Here is a 16,321-nt window from a genome sequence, read left to right as displayed (position 1 = left end):
GGTATGAGTTCGTTAAGTTCGAGACAGCATTATAAGCTATTGCTGCAAATCTTGCTGGGATTAACACCGTTTTTAATATTGGGTCTGATCCTTATTGGGATTTTTAGGTGGGGAGAGATCATGCCCTTTATGGTTTCGCTGTTTGTCCCGGATGAGATCTCTTATCTTTCAGTCACCTTACTGGGCTTGATCGTCGGTACGACTATAGTATTAATTAGCATAGGTCTCATCATAAAAACAAACACAGAGCTTCCTCCATCGCAAGGTGCGGAAATGATCAATAAATTATTGAAGACTCCAAGCGGTATTGCCGTTAGTTCACTGGGGGGAAGCTTTTTTGAAGAGTTTTTCTTCAGGGGTGTATTAATAGGGTTGTTTATTGGTTATAGGCCGATCATCGACGGAGTCGTCATTCTTATAAGCTCCTTTCTATTCTGGATCATACACGTACCGCAATATAAAGGCATTTATGTAGCCTACGCTATCGTATTTATTAATGGGCTGGTCTGTGCTTTATTGTTTTATTATACGGGTTCCTTGATTCCTGCCATCCTTGTACATGCGATTTACAATCTTGGAATAGGGATTTATTTTATAAAAAGAAGCTAGAGGATAGTTAGAGTAATTGCATCGGATTTTAATTTATTTTTTAGCTAATGAACTTTAATTATAAGGCCAAGGTGGTAGGTTTATTTGAGACATGATATGCTCCTCGCTGCGCAAGGTTTAGCTGATGTACTAGGGCTAGGAAAGGTCCTTCATTTGGAGCAAGGGTCCATGACAGAAGACGAAAGCGGGTGGTCTGGTGCGGAAGTGCGCCGCGTAGGAGTTACTTATGAAGAGGGTCAAAGGGGAAGTATGATCTTTAAAGAAGCGGCCTTGAAAGAACGCCTGGCGATGGAACGGTTAACTGACCAGGGACACCGGAACACGCCAGCAGCCTTTTCACCGGATATCGAGACAGATGAGCCTAAGTGGATGGCGATGGAGGACTTGGGGAGAATCAAGACACCTCCGCCTGGCCCAAATTGGACATCGAGGGTTGCAGAAGCACTGGCAAAAATCCATGCCCGTAATCTGCGTAGAGGTTCTGAGATGCCGTGGCTTCCCCACGCTGACCGTAAGTATTGGGAGGATTATTTCGTTACCCAATTGACTGTGGACCATTTTGAAGCGTGTGCTGAGCAAAACCCGGATTTTTGCCAGGAATTTGGCGCTTATCTGCCATTACTGCGTGAGAAAGCCAACATTTTTGCCCGTGATATGGCTTCTTTGTACAGTGAGAAGAACAGTCTGACTCTTACGCATGGGGATTTACAATCGGTGGATGGTTCACATGTCCATTATTATAAGGGAGAGCCGTATATTATTGATTTCGGCTTCTGCCATTACGCCCCTTTTTATATAGATCTGGTCGGTTATTTCAACCATGAGGATGCCAAAATGTATTACAACGAACTTATCGCAAACGGTGTCTCCCTCAGCTATGCTGATTTTTATGAAAGATTGAGGGCTGCCTTTCGTTACAGTGGGTTGATCTATCTATACCCCAGTATCAATCAATGGTCTTCCGGGCCTACGGAATTAACGGGCAAGCGTCTGCTTCAGATGTTGAAAATTATACTTACCGGCGATTTCCCTGAGCGTAAGATAGATTACTCTAGCCAGCTTTTCTCAAAGCTGCTTAAGGAGCATAATAGCGGTACACTTCATCTATGCAGTCAAGCGGATTAAACTCCTTATTTCATTAGTTCAACAGGATAGTCAGGATCAGGAGTATTTTTAAGCTCAGCTTCTGTTCCTACAAAAAAACTCTGCACCGTAGGCCCCTCGATTTTACCGGAACTACTAACCGACTCGCCGTCGCCTATAGTGTGACCGTGGATCATTTGATCCACATCTAATTTTTGCTGCTTATTTTGTTCATCATAGTAATAAAATTCTTCGAAAGATATCCCATATTCAACATCTGGAGTGGATGTTTTTAATACTCCAGATTCAGGAATGGTAAAAATGTTTCTCCCATTAGCCTGTTCGATAGCGGTAAACCCCTCTTGATTATAAATAATCTGGACCCAACCCACATAGTTGTTTGGAATAAGATATGTATTTAGATTGCTTTTATTCGAGCTGCAGGATGCAAGTATCAAAATTAACGGTATTAGTAGCAAAAGTGTCTTTTTCAATTTTTTTACCTACGGAATTTAACATTAATATATAAGATTCATAGGGAGAACCCGATAATTATAAGTGAAGGAAAAAAATTCAATTTAACCGGAGAATACAATGATAATGAGTTTGTTTTTTGTTGCGTTAAGCGCAGCCATGGGTGTAGGCGTTTGGTTTTTAGTTATAGGGATAGTCTTTTCTATTGGAGGTGGGGACCTATACATAGTAACACACTATGATTCTTTATTTTTTTACGCTACCCTTTTGTTGTTATGCATTATAGCCTATCTTTTTTTTGCAAAACACTTAATGGAAAAAGAACTACCCCTTTTGCTTGCTATTTGTTTTGGGACCACCGTTATTTTCTTTTTCATTGCACCTTGGCTTGCCGAAGCAAAATCATCAGTACAGCGAGAACTTTCTAACATTAGCTATTCGAATCATGAAAAGTTTATGGAAAAAGTAGAGGTTATGATAGACCAAGAAAAACTGCCGTATTCAGTTAATGTTGATAAGAGCAGGGAAAGATTCAAGGATATAAGAAGTACTAACATTATTGTATTGAATAAAGCTTCCTACAAAGATATTTCAATAAACGATATGGAAAAATTACTCGCTATGACGTATGGAGAAAGGGTTAGGCTTGGGATTTTAAATGAAAATTATGAAAACCTGATGATAGATTTGGTAATAGATACAGATAAGAGTGTTAGTTACTGTGAACCGTATGAAATATGCGAGGATTTAGGGTTAGAGATTAAATAATCCATTACATAAAAGAAACACATTTATAATTTAGAGGGCAGGTGAATTAATGCGGAACCTCATATGCTCATTGCCGGAAGGAGAGTATGATCTTGAAAGAACGCTTTTTGATCCTATTCTCGAAAGGTGCCGTGCAGATTAATGAACAGGGATGAGTTATTTTCGCATGTCCAAAAATTTTCTGAAGACCAGTACTCCAATGAACACCGCTTGAATGCAAGAATACAACTGTATCAGTATTGTGAACATAAGAAGGATTGGCATGAATGGGTATTTGAGCATTTGGGACTTACCAAGGGTCTGAAGATTGCAGAAATCGGTTGTGGGACCGGTGTGTTGTGGGAAAAAAACATGAGTAAATTACAATCCAAATCGGAAATTGTCTTGACTGATGCTTCAAGAGGAATGGTAGAGACGGCAAAAGGGAGTATTAATGATCCCCTAAATCGGTTTCACTATGAAGTCGTTGATGCTGAGAAGATGCCTTGGCCGGATCATTCATTTGAAGTTTTGATTGCGAACCACCTGCTGTACCATTTTCAGGACCACAGGAAGATTTTCTCTGAAATCAACCGCGTATTGGTTCCTAATGGAACGGCGTACGCCTCAACTGTAAGCGCGAACAATTATAGAGAACTATTGCAGCTCATATTAGAGTTTGACGGCAGACTGTCTTTCTTTAACGAAGCCGTTAAAAACTTCAACCTGGAGAATGGCCAGGATATCCTCGGCAAATATTTTAAGGTAACAGCCCAATACGTATTGCAAAATGATATTGTCATACAATCGGCTGCGCCGCTCATTTTATATGTGGCCTCCTATTTTAGCGAAGACCAATTACATATCCTGACCGACAGGTTCAATGAACTCTGCGATTATTTAGAAGGAACTCTTGAACGTTCGGGAGCACTGCGTATCACCAATCAAAATGTTTTATTTCAATATCAAAGAGTTTCAACAGGATAGTCAGGATCAGGAGTGTTTTTAAGCTCAGCTTCTGTTCCTACAAAAAAGCTCTGCACCGTAGGCCCCTCGATTGTACCGGAACTACTTTTAATACTCCAGATTCAGGAATGGTAAAAATGTTTCTCCCATTAGCCTATTCGATAGCGGTAAACCCCTCTTGATTATAAATAATTTGCACCCAGCCCACATAGTTGTTTGGAATATAACGGACCAGAGAGATCTTATCCCCGCGAAAACGCCACTTTTTGCAGTTTAACGGACTCAGTGGCGACCTTAGTGTCTCTCTATGAGACGTTTCGGAGCCGAAGTGCTAAGGATAAGGCCTTTGAAGTCCGTTACTCGCCCAAATGACGAATTTCTTCCCGAATAAGAGCGCCTCAGTCCGTTACGCCAAGCCAAGCACCTCTCCGCATATCCGGAGGGGCGCTTGTCGTTTATAGATTAATAATAACCCCTACTCCTCAACCACCTTAGAAGAACTAGGCGTGTTCTTATTCTTATACACCCACATCGCGTACTCCAGCGGGCGGACCAGGGCTTTGCGGTAGGTGCTGTTGTCGCCGGAGCGGGCGAAGACCTCGCGGGCGGGCTTGGGGTTGACTTCCAGTACGTAGATTTTGCCCTCGCGGTCAATGGCCAGATCCAGGGCCAGCTCGCAGAGGGCGCCGAAGCTGTCTTCGAGATAGGCGGCAGCCTCGATCCCCAGCTTCTCGGCAGCGCGCATGGCCTTGTCGGCACGCTCTTCGCTGCCGAGCCACTGCTTCAGCAGCGTCTCTGCCTTCATGGCATGCCCGCCGCCATGCAGGTTCGAGGTGACGCTGCGGGCGGCGCCGACCCGGCCGGCCATGCCGGTGAACTCCCAGTCGCCCTGGCCGTTCTTCTGCACCAGCATCCGGTAGTCGTGGAACCGGCCGCTGGGCAGCCGCAGCGGGATGCCCTGCTGCACGAGGAATTTACCGCTGATGCACCACTGGCGGACGATGGTCTCCAGCCGGTTCAGCGACACCTTGCGCGGGGCGATGATCTGGCGGCTCTGGCGGCGTCCCTGGATATCGAAGAGGGACTTGCCTTCACGCTGGCGTTCGATCCGCAGGATGCCGCGCCCCCCGGTGCCGTTAATCGGCTTGATGTAGACGACGGGGCTGGATTTCAGCATCCGGTGCAGATCGGCAGAGGACTGGTAGAGCAGCGTCTCCGGCATATGGGGCCGGAAGCGGCTCCGCTGGGAGAAGGTCTGATGCACCGTCCATTTATTGCGCAGCGGGCGGTTCAGGAAGGTCAGATGGTCGTACCGCGCACGGAAGCGCAGCAGCTGCTGGAAGCGCTGGCTGCGCTGAATCCGGCAGCGGTCATAGATCATATTCGGGAAGGAGCGCCATTTGCGCGACCATACTCCGCTTTTGACATCATAGACCATGGCATTGATCAGGTCCTTGCTGACATGTACATCTGCCGGGGTGAACACAAAGACATCCAATCCAATCCGGCTGCCTTCAATAATCATCCTCCGGTATACACTCTTCTCTTCGAGCTGCTTGGCGTCGTTCAGATAGAGGGTGAGGATGCCTAGGACGGGCTCTGGCATAGGAGCTCACCTCCTTGCGGGAGAATGGCGGGATCAACTGCGCTCCCCGGGGAACGCAAGAGCAGGGTGGGCTTGCCTGTAGGGCCGGTGACCAGATCAACAGCGGAAAGGCCGATGTTGAAGCACATCTTGAGGCTGGCTGCATTGTCGCAGGCGACATGGCATTCCAGATGCCCAAGGCGCTCCAGCTGTGCAGCAAGCAGGGCTGTGCCCGTATGCCTGTTCCGGTACAGGGGGTGTACGGCGACTACACAGGCCTCCTTGCCGTAGCCGGAGACGAAGCTGACGCCTGCGAGCTGGCGGCCGTTCTGACCACGCACCGTGGCAACGAGCAGGGAGACCCCCGGCAGGGCGAGCTGATCCGGTGTCAGCCGGGCCAGCCTCCTGCATCCGCGAAGTGTAATCCGCTGCTCCCCATACTCCCTCAGGAACTCAAGCAATCCGTTTCGCCTGGATTCCCACTGTACGGGATTGCTGTCGTAGAGTGAGGATATCTGCATGGTGTCACTTCCTTTGACGGGTAATGGATTATTTGGATTGGCGGGACAGATGATTGCCGTATTGGAAAATGCGTTCGAGTGACAGCTTGCGGATTGCCGGCTCGTCGAACTTCATCGGGCGGGAATTGGCTTCAAAAAACCATACTCCGCCTTCTTCATCGACCCCAAGGTCCATCGACATCTCGCCCAGCATGCTGGATGAAGCCCGCTCAATCTGCCGGGCCACCAGCAGCGCCGTGGTAGAGACATTCTTCAGGATAACCTCTGCCTGCTCGGGCCCGAAGGTTCCCTCCAGCATGCTGGAGGGGTCTTCAATGCTGCCGCCGCGCGGAACATGGGTGGTGATGCTGCGGGCCCCGGCCAGCCGGGCGCCGATGCCGGTTACCGCCCAGGCGCCCCGGCCGTTTTTCTGCAGCAGCACCCGCAGATCGAAGGGGCGGCCGCGGTGTCCGGCAAGCACGATCGCTTGCTGGACAATATAGCGGGCGGACCCTTTTTCCCGGCCGATTCGTGCCCATAGCCGTTCGACAGACGCTGCTTTGTAGGTGGTGTTTTTTTTGCCGCTCTGAATCTGCAGCCGGTAGGGAAGGAGAGTGTCAGGCCGGTATCCCAGCCGCATGATGCCTTTGCCCGCCTTGCCTTTCTCCGGCTTGAGATAGAGGCTCTCGTGATTCTTCAGCATCGCGGTAAGGGTCGCTGCGCTGCGCAGGCGGCGGGTTTTGGGCACATGCCTCGAGGTGGCCTTGGATTCCTTGAGCCACTCGAAGAGGTTCCATTTATTGAAGAAGCTCGGATTGTACAGCGAGATCTCGGGATGCTCCAGGCACTCGGCAATTTTGCGCGCGACCGGTGCCTTCTCCTCCTCCTCGCGGTTGGGAATCCGGTTATAGATGACCTGCGGCAGCGGAACAGGAATGGCGTACCAGAGCTTTCCGCTGGCGGAGGGCACGTAGCCGGTCACGGTCTGTTCATTCAGCTTCAGGTCACGGACCGTAATGACATAGACCATATAGCCCATTTCTCTGCCGGTACGGATAATGTCGCGAAAGTTATTGCGGTTACCGCGGAACTGCTTAAGCCGGTCACTGGTGGTCAGAATGGCGATTACGGGCTTGCTGGGATCGGGTATCCGGCTGTTCACAAGTCATCCCTCCTGCGGAATTTGCTGAGATACAGACAATGCTCCAGGATGTGCTCAATGGAAGCTTTGCCCTCAGCGCGCAGGGAGGGGTGGCGGAAGATAGAGCGTCCCGGTTTGGCATTGGCCTCGAACATCCAGATATCCTCATCCTGGTCAATGCCGAGGTCGAACCCGATCTCGCCGAGCAGATGGCGGTGCTGGATCTCCAGAGATTCGGCTAGCTTGACGGCAGTGGTCTTGGCGCGCTGGAGGACCTCATCTGATCTGGCCCCGAACACACGGCCGAGGGCCTGCTGAGGGGTCAATAGCGCTCCGCCGTTCTTCAGATGGGTGGTGACACTGCCCCGTCCGGCTTTTTTGGCCCCGATTCCGACGACGACCCATTGATTGCTGCCGTTCTTGTGCATGTGGAAGCGGAAATCAATCGGGCAGTTGTCAATCTCAATAAGGCGGATACCCTGCTGGACCACATAGTTCTGCATGCTCTGCCCATGGCGTCCCCGCAGCATACGCATCAGGCTGTCGAAGCTGGTGAAGCGCAGCAGCACATTCTTGCCGCTCCGGCGGTACCGGGCGAAATACCCTTTCTTCGGCAGGTAGGTCAGGCGGTAGATGCCGTGTCCCAGGCTGCCAGCCGAGGGTTTATAATAGACGAAGTGGTGACGGTCGAGCATATCCCGCATTTGTTCGGAGCTGGGGTTACTGTGCGTTTCAGGCACGAAGCGGTTCGCTGCCCCGTCATTTTCCAGCAGCCGGTAGACATCCGATTTGTTGAAAAAGCTCCAGTTGAAATACGGAATCTTCTTGCGTCCGAAGCGCTCGCGCAACTGGTTGATGTAAGGAGAGGTCTCAGCTCTGCGGCTGGGCAGGCGGTTATAGACGACATCCGGCAGGGGCACCAGCTTGCGCTCGAATCGGCCGCTTGCCGTCAGAAAATATCCGTTGACCTGTTCCTGCTGCCAGTCGATATCGCGCGGCATGAAGGCGAAGATGTAGCATTTGTTGCTGCCTTCGCGCAGCAGCTGCTTGATGAAGCCGGTGCGGGAGCCGAAGGGCTGCGCAGCAGAAGCGGGTCCGTCTGAGAGCACACCGACCAGCGGCCCGAGCTGCACCTCGTCATTCTGCAGATTGCGCAGGTAGATGCCGCCGGACTTCGGGACCTTGATGGCGCTTTTGACGCCCGAGGCCAGGAAGAGGTGCTTGCCGGCACGCTTGATCGGCTTGATCGTGGCCGGGATGGCATCTTTTCCGAGGCGCAGGCGGATATTTTTCTTGCCGGATAATTTCAGGCTTCTCATCAGTTCACCCGAGACATATACTACTCGATCAGGCTGCTTGGTGAAATGGACATTGCAAAAAGTGAGACCCATTTATGAATCCTCCTTTGGAACCATAGATATCATTCTCCCGTGTGAACGGAGCTGCCCGGGAGGCAGCTTGTGATGGCTGCTTGAGCTAAGCAGCAGATGGCGCGCATAGCGCAGCGGGTTCTCGGCGGCGAGTCTAGCAGCCCGGCGGTCACCCGTCAGCCGGAACACCGTGCGCCCTGGCTTGGAATTGGCTTCCAGCAGATAGATTCTTCCTCCGGCATCGATACCAAAATCCAGGCCCAGCTCTCCGAGTCTTCCGCAGGATTCTTCCAGCAGCGGAGGCAGGAGCGCAGACGCCAGGGTCAGCTCCTCCAGCAGGTCTCTTCCTGCCGCGCCGTATTCATCCAGCAGGAAGGGGAGAGCAGGAACGGCCGTGCCTCCGCCGTGCAGATTGGAGGTCAGTGATCCCCGGGTGCCGAGCCGGACGGCCATGCCGGTCAGGGTCCAGGCACCAGTGCCGTTCTTCTGCATCAGCACACGTACATCGAACGGCTGTCCTCCGCTGCCGGTGAGATGCAGGTAAGGCTGTATGATATAGCGGTGCTGGCCGATGAAGCGGCCGATCCAGTCCAGACCTTCGTCCAGCGTACCGAAAACATTTTGAAAAGGTTTGTTATCCCGGTCTCTGCCCCGCACCTTCACTCCGCCGCCTTCGCTTCTGCCGAGCAGTACAGCGTGCAGGGTGCGCTTGCCGTGGGAGCCGGTCCGGGGCTTCAGAAAGACGCCGTATTCCCTTCCGGCGAGCATATTGCCAAGCGCTTCGCTGCTGCTGTATAGCTCAGTTTCCGGCAGCAGGGGGGCGGCAGCGGGGCTGCGCCGCAGAATCTCGTAGACTCCCCATTTATCAGGAAGCCCGCGTGACCAGGGCAGACAGCGGGTCAATACAGACAGGGCAGCGGAAGCTGCCCTTTTCTCCTCCGGTGTCCGGTAGAAGCAGCGGTTATAAAGAATGTCGGGCGGCGGAGCCTGCGCAGGCTCCCATTGTCCGTTCTGCCATTGATATCCGCGGACATATGAGCCGTCCGCAGCCACATCCTCCGGATGAAAAACAAGGACCTTCAGCTCATACAGCGGGGCCGCACGGCAGAGATGACTGCAGAACTCCGGCTCTGCGATGGGAGGAATCCCGTGGCGACGGCCTGTCATAATGCCAAGGAACCCCATTGCTGTTGTGGTCATGATGTCCTCCTTATAATCCGGCCAGATAACGGCAGTATAGAATCATTTGTTTGACTGAGGGTCTGATTTTCTGATCATTCAGGGGTGTGTTGTCGTTCTTGGACGGCTTGGAGTTGACCTCCAGCAGCCAGATCCGGCCGGATTGGTCAAGTGCAAGGTCGATGCCGAGCTCCCCGAAATGGGCGGGAATGTAGGTCTCAACCCCTCTTGCAATGGCCAGCGCCGCTCGGGGCAGCTGAATCTGAGTGCTCTCTTTGACACCGGCCGGAAGACTGCTTTTGCCGACGGCTTCCTTGACCGTACTGAGCGTGCCGCCGCGGGCAAGATTGGAGACGAAATGATTGCTTCCGGCGGTCCGGGCCACGATGGAGGTGACGCCCCATTTGCCGGTGCCGTTCTTCTGTACCAGTGCCCGGAAATCGACCGGACGCCGTCCCAGCTCCATCAGGGAGAGACCCTGCTGGATCTGGAAGCGGGTGGTTTTCATCTTGGGGGCAATGGCCTGAAATAGCTTCGCCAGACTGGAATAGCTCTGCTTGCGTGTGCCCATCGGAGTGGTGGACAGCAGCTGGTAGCCGCCGCCTGCCTCTTTGGAAATGCGCAGAATGCCCTTGCCCAGGCTGCCGCGTACCGGCTTGAGGAACACACTGGGGTAGCTGCTGCACATTTTTTTAAGTATGGCGAGGCCGTTCAGGGCATGCGATTCGGGCAAGTACCGCTGCAGGGCGGGGTCCAGAGCCAGCGCCTCGAATACCTCTGTCTTGTCTAGGAACTTTTCGTTGAAGAAGTGGGTTCCGTAGCGGGATTTTACATCTGCCAAAAAATGCTGTACGCTAGGTTTATTCTCTACCTTTCGCGTGGTCAGCCGATTGTTGATCACATCGGCAACAGGAAGACTCAGCTTCCGCCAGCCCTCATCGTAGACCCAGCCCTGGATGGTAGTGGTGCGTGATTCCAGCGCTTCCGGGGTGAAGAAATAGACATAGGCGCCTTGTGCATGACAGGCATGAGTCAGCTCCCGGCAGAACATGGTGATCTGGCCGAAGACCCGCTCCGGCTGTTCGGGATGGTCCCGGCTCACCAGGACGCCAATCATCGGCCCCAGACGCAGAATGCGGCTGCCGGTGCTGTAGGAAGCGTTAAGCGTCAAGCGCTGTCTTAAGCCAAGCCGCCGGCCGAGTGCCTCACTTACACGCAGGCTGTCGGATTTGGGGACAGGAATTACAGTAACCTCCTGCCGGAAAGAGCCGAAGTTCAGCTGAATGGTTCCGTGCGCCGGTATTTTGAGCCTCTTCATGGATTTGTCGCCTAGCATTACAGCATTTTCCTGCAGGATGCCCGAGTGGACCGTTTGAACCGGGATCTTTAGCTTAGACATCGTGAATCTCCTTCCGGTAGGCAAGCATGGTGCCGGCAATATGAATCTTGAGGGTTACATATCATTCATCATATGGAGACATCTGACCCTTGGTGATTGACCTATTCCCGAAAAAGCCGTGCCGGGCGGATTAATATCGCCGGCAGCCAGGGGGCTGGCAGGCGCACCCTGGACCGGAGGGCGGGAGCACAGAAGGAAGTAGGCGTGCCCGGGAGGAACTTGCGCGGCTGTCAAATTTGGGCGCGTACAGCCCCCGGGCTGGCTGCTGGACAGGCATAGATCCGCTGCCTGCTGGATGAGCGGGGGCTTTTGAAGCGAAGCAGAGACGAACATTATTTGGAGGAGGAAATAGAATGAACGTGATTGACAAGGCGCATGAATTGGCGCGTGCTATTAAAGACAGCAGTGAGGTATCTGATATTACCAGTGCAATGAAGGTGATCGAAGCAGATCCGGAGAGCAAGCAGATGCTCGACAACTTCCGCCAGAGCCAGATTGAGCTGCAGCAGCGGATGATGAGCGGGGACATGCCTCCACAGGAGGACATGGAGAAGATGGAGAAGCTCTTTGAGGTGCTTAACCTGAACCTCGGCATCCGCCGTCTGTTCGACGCAGAACGCCGCCTTAGTGTGGTCATCGAAGACGTGAACAAAATCATCACAGACAGCCTGTCCCAAATGTACGGCGCACAATAAGCACCGGCAGCGCATCAGGGATTCTCTGATACAGAAAAAGGGTGATTTCAGGGCCATTCGGCTCTGGAATCACCCTTTTAGTCTAGTGCAGCATCCGCTTAAAACTGTAAGAATGAACCTCAGGGTGTTAAAGGCTGAACATGAACATCGAGCTACTATTAGACTGATCCTGCACCCGTTACCGACTTCTTCTTCTTACATTCAGGTAGTTGATTGTATTTCCTGCAATAGAAAATGCATTACTGATCGTAAAATGAGATTCTATTGTATTTCATACAGTGGAATGTTGTGTTTTGGGTGAAAAATGGCCTTTTTTCAACATTCAATTGTACCGAATACAATAGATTCTATTTCGAAGCCTTTTTTACAGCATTCCATTGTACAAAATGCAGTTGCTATCGTGCCAACGCCTACTGCATCCTAATGACTGCTGCGGGATTGAGCGCTGCCTCATTAAGGTCCGATAATGGTCATATTCACAATATTTAATCTGATGCAGTACTAGTAGTACAGCAGGTTTAAACGTGTGAGAACGCCTATAACCGCTTGCCGAGAGTTGGCTGTGTCCTAGTTAAGGTGTAGTGGGGATGCGTAATTGCAATCTGTACAACTAAATCGTCTGATTTACTCTCAAATATCCATTTAGCTGTATTTCGTGCAATTAAAATGCCTCTATACCTGGATTTTTGCCCATCCGGGCAAATTTAGTTGTACAGACTACACTTAGAAGAGGAAAGTCTTCCTTTTCACAATTTTTAATTGCACAAAATACACCTATCTCTGAACGTTCGCTTCGAACGCAACTTCGCACATTTAGCACGTTTATGAAATGATTTCATTTCTTGCAATCCGCTAATCCTGCTTGCCCTCTACCAGACACAGCAGAATAGTAGCAGCCATCCCGAGACGGCGGTCCAGCTTGCCGTGGGTGTCCTTTGAGAAATCGGCAGTGATTTTGGTGACAAACGGGTTGAAGTTGTACCGGAAGGCAGGCAGGCTAGAACCTGCCAATAATTAAAAACCTCCCTGCTGAAAAATTACGCAGCTTGTCTCATATTTCAGGACGCAGGTTCATAGAATAGAGATATAGATTCATTCTAACAATCCTGTAGAGCGAAGGAGCGGTCCTGCAATGAGAAAAAGAAGTAAATTCAAACATTCTGTGTATCTGCTGGTTGCCCTGGCCATGCTGTTATACGCGCTGCCGAAGCTGTCTTTTCAGAATGGTTCCGGCTGGGTGCTGGGCTTCGGTCTTGTCTGGTGTGTCTTCGCATTCCTGGTTATTGCCTCACATCTGCATTTTATTATCGGAGTGGATGAAGAGAAGCAGAAGCGCCTGGATGCCGTCCGCAAGGCCAAGCTTGCAAAGTGGCAGGGCCAGTGGAACGAAGAAGGCCGGGTGTCGCAGAGATCATAGTTCCTGGATTAAGCTAACGGTGCAAAAGTACCCCCTGTTTGCCTGTGCGGCGGACCGGGGGTTACCTGTGCATGCCACTTTTGCCGGGAGTAACGTACGTGGTGTTATATATATATTCCCGGCTGTACTCATTGATGTCATTCCTGGGAAGGCCCGTTCTTCCCGCATACTCCCATACATTTATAATGGCTTGTCATAGAGCTGTCATAACTTTTGAAAGATACAGTGTAACCTGTTGTACTCCGGTGTGGCCAGCATGTATAATGGGTACAGAATAGTACAGATCGGGGTATGGGGGTGTAACAGTTGGAAGGTCAAGGAGATAATATTACAAAGCATGAACAACTGCTGCAGCACATTGAGAGTCTGAAGGTGGGAACCAAGATCTCCGTCCGCAAGCTGGCGAAGGAGATGGGGGTCAGCGAAGGTACGGCTTACCGTGCAGTGAAGGAAGCGGAGAACCTGGGGATCGTCATTACCAAGGAACGGATTGGCACAGTCCGGGTGGAGAAGAAGCCGCGCAATATTTCCGAACAGCTGACCTTCGGGGATGTCGTAGATATTGTTGAGGGGCATGTGCTTGGCGGAGCAGAGGGTCTGAACAAGCACCTTCATAAATATGTGATCGGTGCGATGAAGGTCGATGCCATGATCCGGTACATCGATGCCGACAGTCTGCTGATCGTAGGGAACCGCGATGATGTGCACTCGCTTGCGCTGGAGCAGGGGGCCGGGGTGCTTGTAACGGGGGGCTTCGGCACCAGCCGAGAGGTAAAAGCACTGGCTGATGAGCTGGATCTGCCGGTGATTTCGTCCAGACATGATACGTTTACGGTGGCTTCGATGATTAACCGCGCGATCTTTGACCGGCTGATCAAGAAGAAGATCATGCTGGTAGAGGATATTGTGGAGGGCAAGCTGCGCCTGAATACACTCAAAATCTCCAGCACTGTAGGCGAGCTGCGTGAACTGTCGCAGACCAGCGGCGAGCAGCGCTTCCCGGTCACGGATGAGTGGAACCGGGTTATCGGAATTGTAGGCCGGCGTGATGTGGAGGATCTCAGCGAAGGGCAGAGCATCGAGAAGGCGATGGTGCGCAGTCCGGTTACCGCTGCACTTCAGACCTCGCTGGCTTCGGCGGCGCAGATTATGATGTGGGAGGGGATCGATTTTCTGCCCATTGTGGACCGCAACCGCAAGCTGGTAGGGTCGGTCACCCGGCGTGAAGTGCTGCAGAGCCTGCGCGACGCCAGTAATCAGCCGCAGCTTGGAGAGACGTTCGATCATCTGATCTGGAACGGGTTCGCGGACGAGCGGGATGAGGAGGGAAGACTATTCTTCCATGGCTTCATTACCCCGCAGATGGCAACTGATCTGGGGACGATCTCGGAAGGGGTTCTGTCCACCCTGATGACCCTGTCCGCCTTCAAAGCAGCCAAGGACATCACCGGGAATGACTATGTACTTGACAATATGTCAACCTATTTCATCCGTCCGGTACAGATTGAGCATTCCATCACCGTCATGCCGAAGCTGCTGGAGATCAGCCGTCGCACCTGCAAGCTGGAGATCGAGATCAGCTATATGGATACCATTGTAGCCAAGGCCGTTCTGATGCTGCAGTCAATTGACCATGGGTAGCGGGATTAGCGGGTAATGACGGGTGAATAACGATTTTCGCGAAAAAATCTAAATAGACCAGGCTGTCCTGCAGGCGATCAGGAGGGGCAACTGGTCTATTTGTATGGGCGGCGGCTGAACCCTCAGCTTCCGCTGCGCATCCGGCTGTAGTAGCTGAAGCTGCGCAGTCCCGAGAAGATATTGAACAGGCCCAGCAGCAGAAAAGCAGCCTCAATGACCACGTTAAGCGTTGAGCCGCGGAAGATGAACATTGACATTAGTGAAAGCGTGACCAGCATTCCGCCCAGCAGCATATTCATGATTGAGCGCCTAGTGCCTTGTATGAGCGGGTCGGCGGTTCTGCGGGAAGAGATGCTGTACGCGGCGGCGCATACCATGAAGATAACGAGCAGGGCAAACAGCAGATACTTAATGAACATAATCATGAACGGACAGCTCCTTTGTGGAAGACCGGGCAGTCAGCGTAGCCTCAGCCGGGCACTCTGTATCCTTGTGATTGTGATTTGTCCACTATTGTATCATGATTTGCGCCTCAGCTGCGCTTATAAGGGCTGATTTCCACCCAGATTTGCAGCACGCCCTCCATCACCAGCATGGTGCGGATTTTGACGGTGTATTCCTTCTCGCGGGCCAGATAGATTTTGCTGTCCAGCAGCAGGCGCGCCAGCTTGCCGTCGGAATCGATATCGAACATGCTGCGCCCGCGCAGCGGCTCCAGATCGCCCGACAGCTTGCTGAGGACCTCCTTGGCTATCACCGGGTCCAGTGCCGCCGTATTGTCCTTGACCTTGCTGCCCTCGGTACGCACCTTAATCTCACGGATGACGGTGGAGGTGTTGTTGTATTTTTTGAGCGTCAGTATGTCTTTCCGGTTCTGTTCAATCTCCAGCCGTAGAGCCTGGTTATTGACCCAGAGTATGTTATAGCCCATATGATAAATGGCGTTGTACAGGGCGGCTCCCACAATCATCCCCAGCACAAACACAGCAGCAATCTGCGAGAAACGGCGGTAGCGGTCAAACGGCGGAAGTCGCATGTATCTTTTCACCCCTTGATCTATAGGCATTTGGTTGGAGGCGTGATGGTTCTACTTGCCGCAGACCCACTTGACCAGCTCACTGCCCATATGAGCGCCCAGGAAGGCGAACACCAGATAGAGAATCTGCTTGATCGCCGGGGAGAGATTGCCTCCCAGCATATTGCTCTCAATGACCCTCATCGGGTCGATGGTTCCGCCTACAGCAGCAGCCAGTGCCCATATCTTAATCCGGTCTGCGATTTCCACCATGGTATCGGTTGGCGGTTGAAGAGAGACGACGGCTCCGATTCCGCCCAGCATCGCTCCGCCCAGCACTATGCCGAACGCGATGAAGAAGTCGAGGACGGCCTTGCTTAAGAAAATATCCATAAAAAGCTCCCTCCTTAGATCAGGCGGCTGCCTGGCTTTTGCCTGTCCATATGCTCTTAATCCATTCTATGGGCGGCTCCCCCTCTAATATGATAAAATAGTTTCAT

18 protein-coding genes are annotated in these 16,321 nt (G+C 51.9%); 7 read left to right on the top strand and 11 right to left on the bottom strand.

Annotated features, from left to right (window positions below):
- Window positions 1-3: 3 nt before the first annotated feature.
- Window positions 4-609 (top strand): CPBP family intramembrane glutamic endopeptidase, encoded by a 606-nt coding sequence (locus tag MKY64_RS17185; RefSeq protein ID WP_340954557.1) that lies wholly within the window; start codon window positions 4-6, stop codon window positions 607-609.
- A 168-nt stretch (window positions 610-777) separates the two neighbouring features.
- Window positions 778-1,734 carry a phosphotransferase gene (locus MKY64_RS17180; protein WP_340954556.1) on the top strand — a complete coding sequence of 319 codons (957 nt, stop codon included), beginning with the start codon at window positions 778-780 and terminating at the stop codon, window positions 1,732-1,734.
- A 5-nt stretch (window positions 1,735-1,739) separates the two neighbouring features.
- Here MKY64_RS17180 and MKY64_RS17175 read toward each other — a convergent pair whose 3' ends face one another.
- Window positions 1,740-2,186, bottom strand: coding sequence for a DUF6843 domain-containing protein (locus tag MKY64_RS17175; protein WP_340954554.1), 447 nt, complete (start codon window positions 2,184-2,186; stop codon window positions 1,740-1,742).
- Window positions 2,187-2,286: 100 nt separating this feature from the next.
- On the opposite strand from MKY64_RS17175, the gene MKY64_RS17170 reads away from it, so the two are divergent.
- Together MKY64_RS17170 and MKY64_RS17165 are read left to right on the top strand one after the other, a co-directional pair.
- Window positions 2,287-2,934 carry a hypothetical protein gene (locus tag MKY64_RS17170; RefSeq protein WP_036721588.1) on the top strand — a complete coding sequence of 216 codons (648 nt, stop codon included), beginning with the start codon at window positions 2,287-2,289 and terminating at the stop codon, window positions 2,932-2,934.
- Between the two features lie 141 nt (window positions 2,935-3,075).
- Window positions 3,076-3,900 carry a class I SAM-dependent methyltransferase gene (locus tag MKY64_RS17165; protein ID WP_340954552.1) on the top strand — a complete coding sequence of 275 codons (825 nt, stop codon included), beginning with the start codon at window positions 3,076-3,078 and terminating at the stop codon, window positions 3,898-3,900.
- A 454-nt stretch (window positions 3,901-4,354) separates the two neighbouring features.
- On the opposite strand, the gene MKY64_RS17160 is transcribed toward MKY64_RS17165, so the two are convergent.
- The 6 genes from MKY64_RS17160 to MKY64_RS17135 are packed head-to-tail and all read right to left on the bottom strand — an operon-like array spanning window position 4,355 to window position 11,053.
- Window positions 4,355-5,485, bottom strand: coding sequence for a YheC/YheD family endospore coat-associated protein (locus MKY64_RS17160; RefSeq protein WP_339255115.1), 1,131 nt, complete (start codon window positions 5,483-5,485; stop codon window positions 4,355-4,357).
- Window positions 5,467-5,985: an N-acetyltransferase gene (locus tag MKY64_RS17155; RefSeq protein WP_036721594.1), complete on the bottom strand. Its 519-nt coding sequence runs from the start codon at window positions 5,983-5,985 to the stop codon at window positions 5,467-5,469. Before MKY64_RS17155 ends, MKY64_RS17160 begins: the two co-directional genes overlap by 19 nt.
- A 28-nt stretch (window positions 5,986-6,013) precedes the next feature.
- Window positions 6,014-7,126 (bottom strand): YheC/YheD family endospore coat-associated protein, encoded by a 1,113-nt coding sequence (locus MKY64_RS17150; protein WP_076082954.1) that lies wholly within the window; start codon window positions 7,124-7,126, stop codon window positions 6,014-6,016.
- A complete protein-coding gene (locus tag MKY64_RS17145) occupies window positions 7,123-8,496 on the bottom strand; it encodes a YheC/YheD family endospore coat-associated protein (protein ID WP_036721599.1) in 1,374 nt (457 codons plus the stop codon). The genes MKY64_RS17150 and MKY64_RS17145 overlap by 4 nt, the downstream gene beginning before the upstream one ends.
- Window positions 8,497-9,675 (bottom strand): YheC/YheD family endospore coat-associated protein, encoded by a 1,179-nt coding sequence (locus tag MKY64_RS17140; RefSeq protein ID WP_340954550.1) that lies wholly within the window; start codon window positions 9,673-9,675, stop codon window positions 8,497-8,499. It lies immediately after the preceding gene.
- Between the two features lie 10 nt (window positions 9,676-9,685).
- The gene (locus MKY64_RS17135; protein ID WP_036721601.1) at window positions 9,686-11,053 is read right to left on the bottom strand and encodes a YheC/YheD family endospore coat-associated protein; all 1,368 of its coding nucleotides are present in this window, start codon (window positions 11,051-11,053) and stop codon (window positions 9,686-9,688) included.
- Window positions 11,054-11,406: 353 nt separating this feature from the next.
- Here MKY64_RS17135 and MKY64_RS17130 point away from each other — a divergent pair, with 353 nt between their 5' ends.
- Window positions 11,407-11,748 carry a YlbF family regulator gene (locus tag MKY64_RS17130; protein WP_036691219.1) on the top strand — a complete coding sequence of 114 codons (342 nt, stop codon included), beginning with the start codon at window positions 11,407-11,409 and terminating at the stop codon, window positions 11,746-11,748.
- A gap of 852 nt (window positions 11,749-12,600) precedes the next feature.
- On the opposite strand, the gene MKY64_RS17125 is transcribed toward MKY64_RS17130, so the two are convergent.
- Window positions 12,601-12,759 carry a hypothetical protein gene (locus MKY64_RS17125; protein ID WP_340954548.1) on the bottom strand — a complete coding sequence of 53 codons (159 nt, stop codon included), beginning with the start codon at window positions 12,757-12,759 and terminating at the stop codon, window positions 12,601-12,603.
- Between the two features lie 121 nt (window positions 12,760-12,880).
- Here MKY64_RS17125 and MKY64_RS17120 point away from each other — a divergent pair, with 121 nt between their 5' ends.
- Window positions 12,881-13,165 carry a hypothetical protein gene (locus MKY64_RS17120; RefSeq protein ID WP_340954546.1) on the top strand — a complete coding sequence of 95 codons (285 nt, stop codon included), beginning with the start codon at window positions 12,881-12,883 and terminating at the stop codon, window positions 13,163-13,165.
- Window positions 13,166-13,471: 306 nt separating this feature from the next.
- Window positions 13,472-14,806, top strand: a complete 1,335-nt coding sequence (locus MKY64_RS17115) for a DRTGG domain-containing protein (protein ID WP_209872548.1) — start codon at window positions 13,472-13,474, stop codon at window positions 14,804-14,806.
- A 122-nt stretch (window positions 14,807-14,928) separates the two neighbouring features.
- Here MKY64_RS17115 and MKY64_RS17110 read toward each other — a convergent pair whose 3' ends face one another.
- The 3 genes from MKY64_RS17110 to MKY64_RS17100 form a co-directional block, all read right to left on the bottom strand.
- The gene (locus MKY64_RS17110) at window positions 14,929-15,231 is read right to left on the bottom strand and encodes a YtpI family protein (protein ID WP_076082940.1); all 303 of its coding nucleotides are present in this window, start codon (window positions 15,229-15,231) and stop codon (window positions 14,929-14,931) included.
- Between the two features lie 107 nt (window positions 15,232-15,338).
- A complete protein-coding gene (locus MKY64_RS17105; RefSeq protein ID WP_340954541.1) occupies window positions 15,339-15,842 on the bottom strand; it encodes a hypothetical protein in 504 nt (167 codons plus the stop codon).
- Between the two features lie 51 nt (window positions 15,843-15,893).
- A complete protein-coding gene (locus MKY64_RS17100) occupies window positions 15,894-16,214 on the bottom strand; it encodes a YtrH family sporulation protein (RefSeq protein ID WP_036721610.1) in 321 nt (106 codons plus the stop codon).
- Between the last annotated feature and the right edge of the window lie 107 nt (window positions 16,215-16,321).

Origin of the sequence: Paenibacillus sp. FSL R7-0210, assembly GCF_038009085.1 — a bacterium.
GTDB classification, from domain to species: Bacteria; Bacillota; Bacilli; order Paenibacillales; family Paenibacillaceae; genus Paenibacillus_AQ; species Paenibacillus_AQ silagei.
This window is presented reverse-complemented; position numbering and strand designations above follow the sequence as displayed.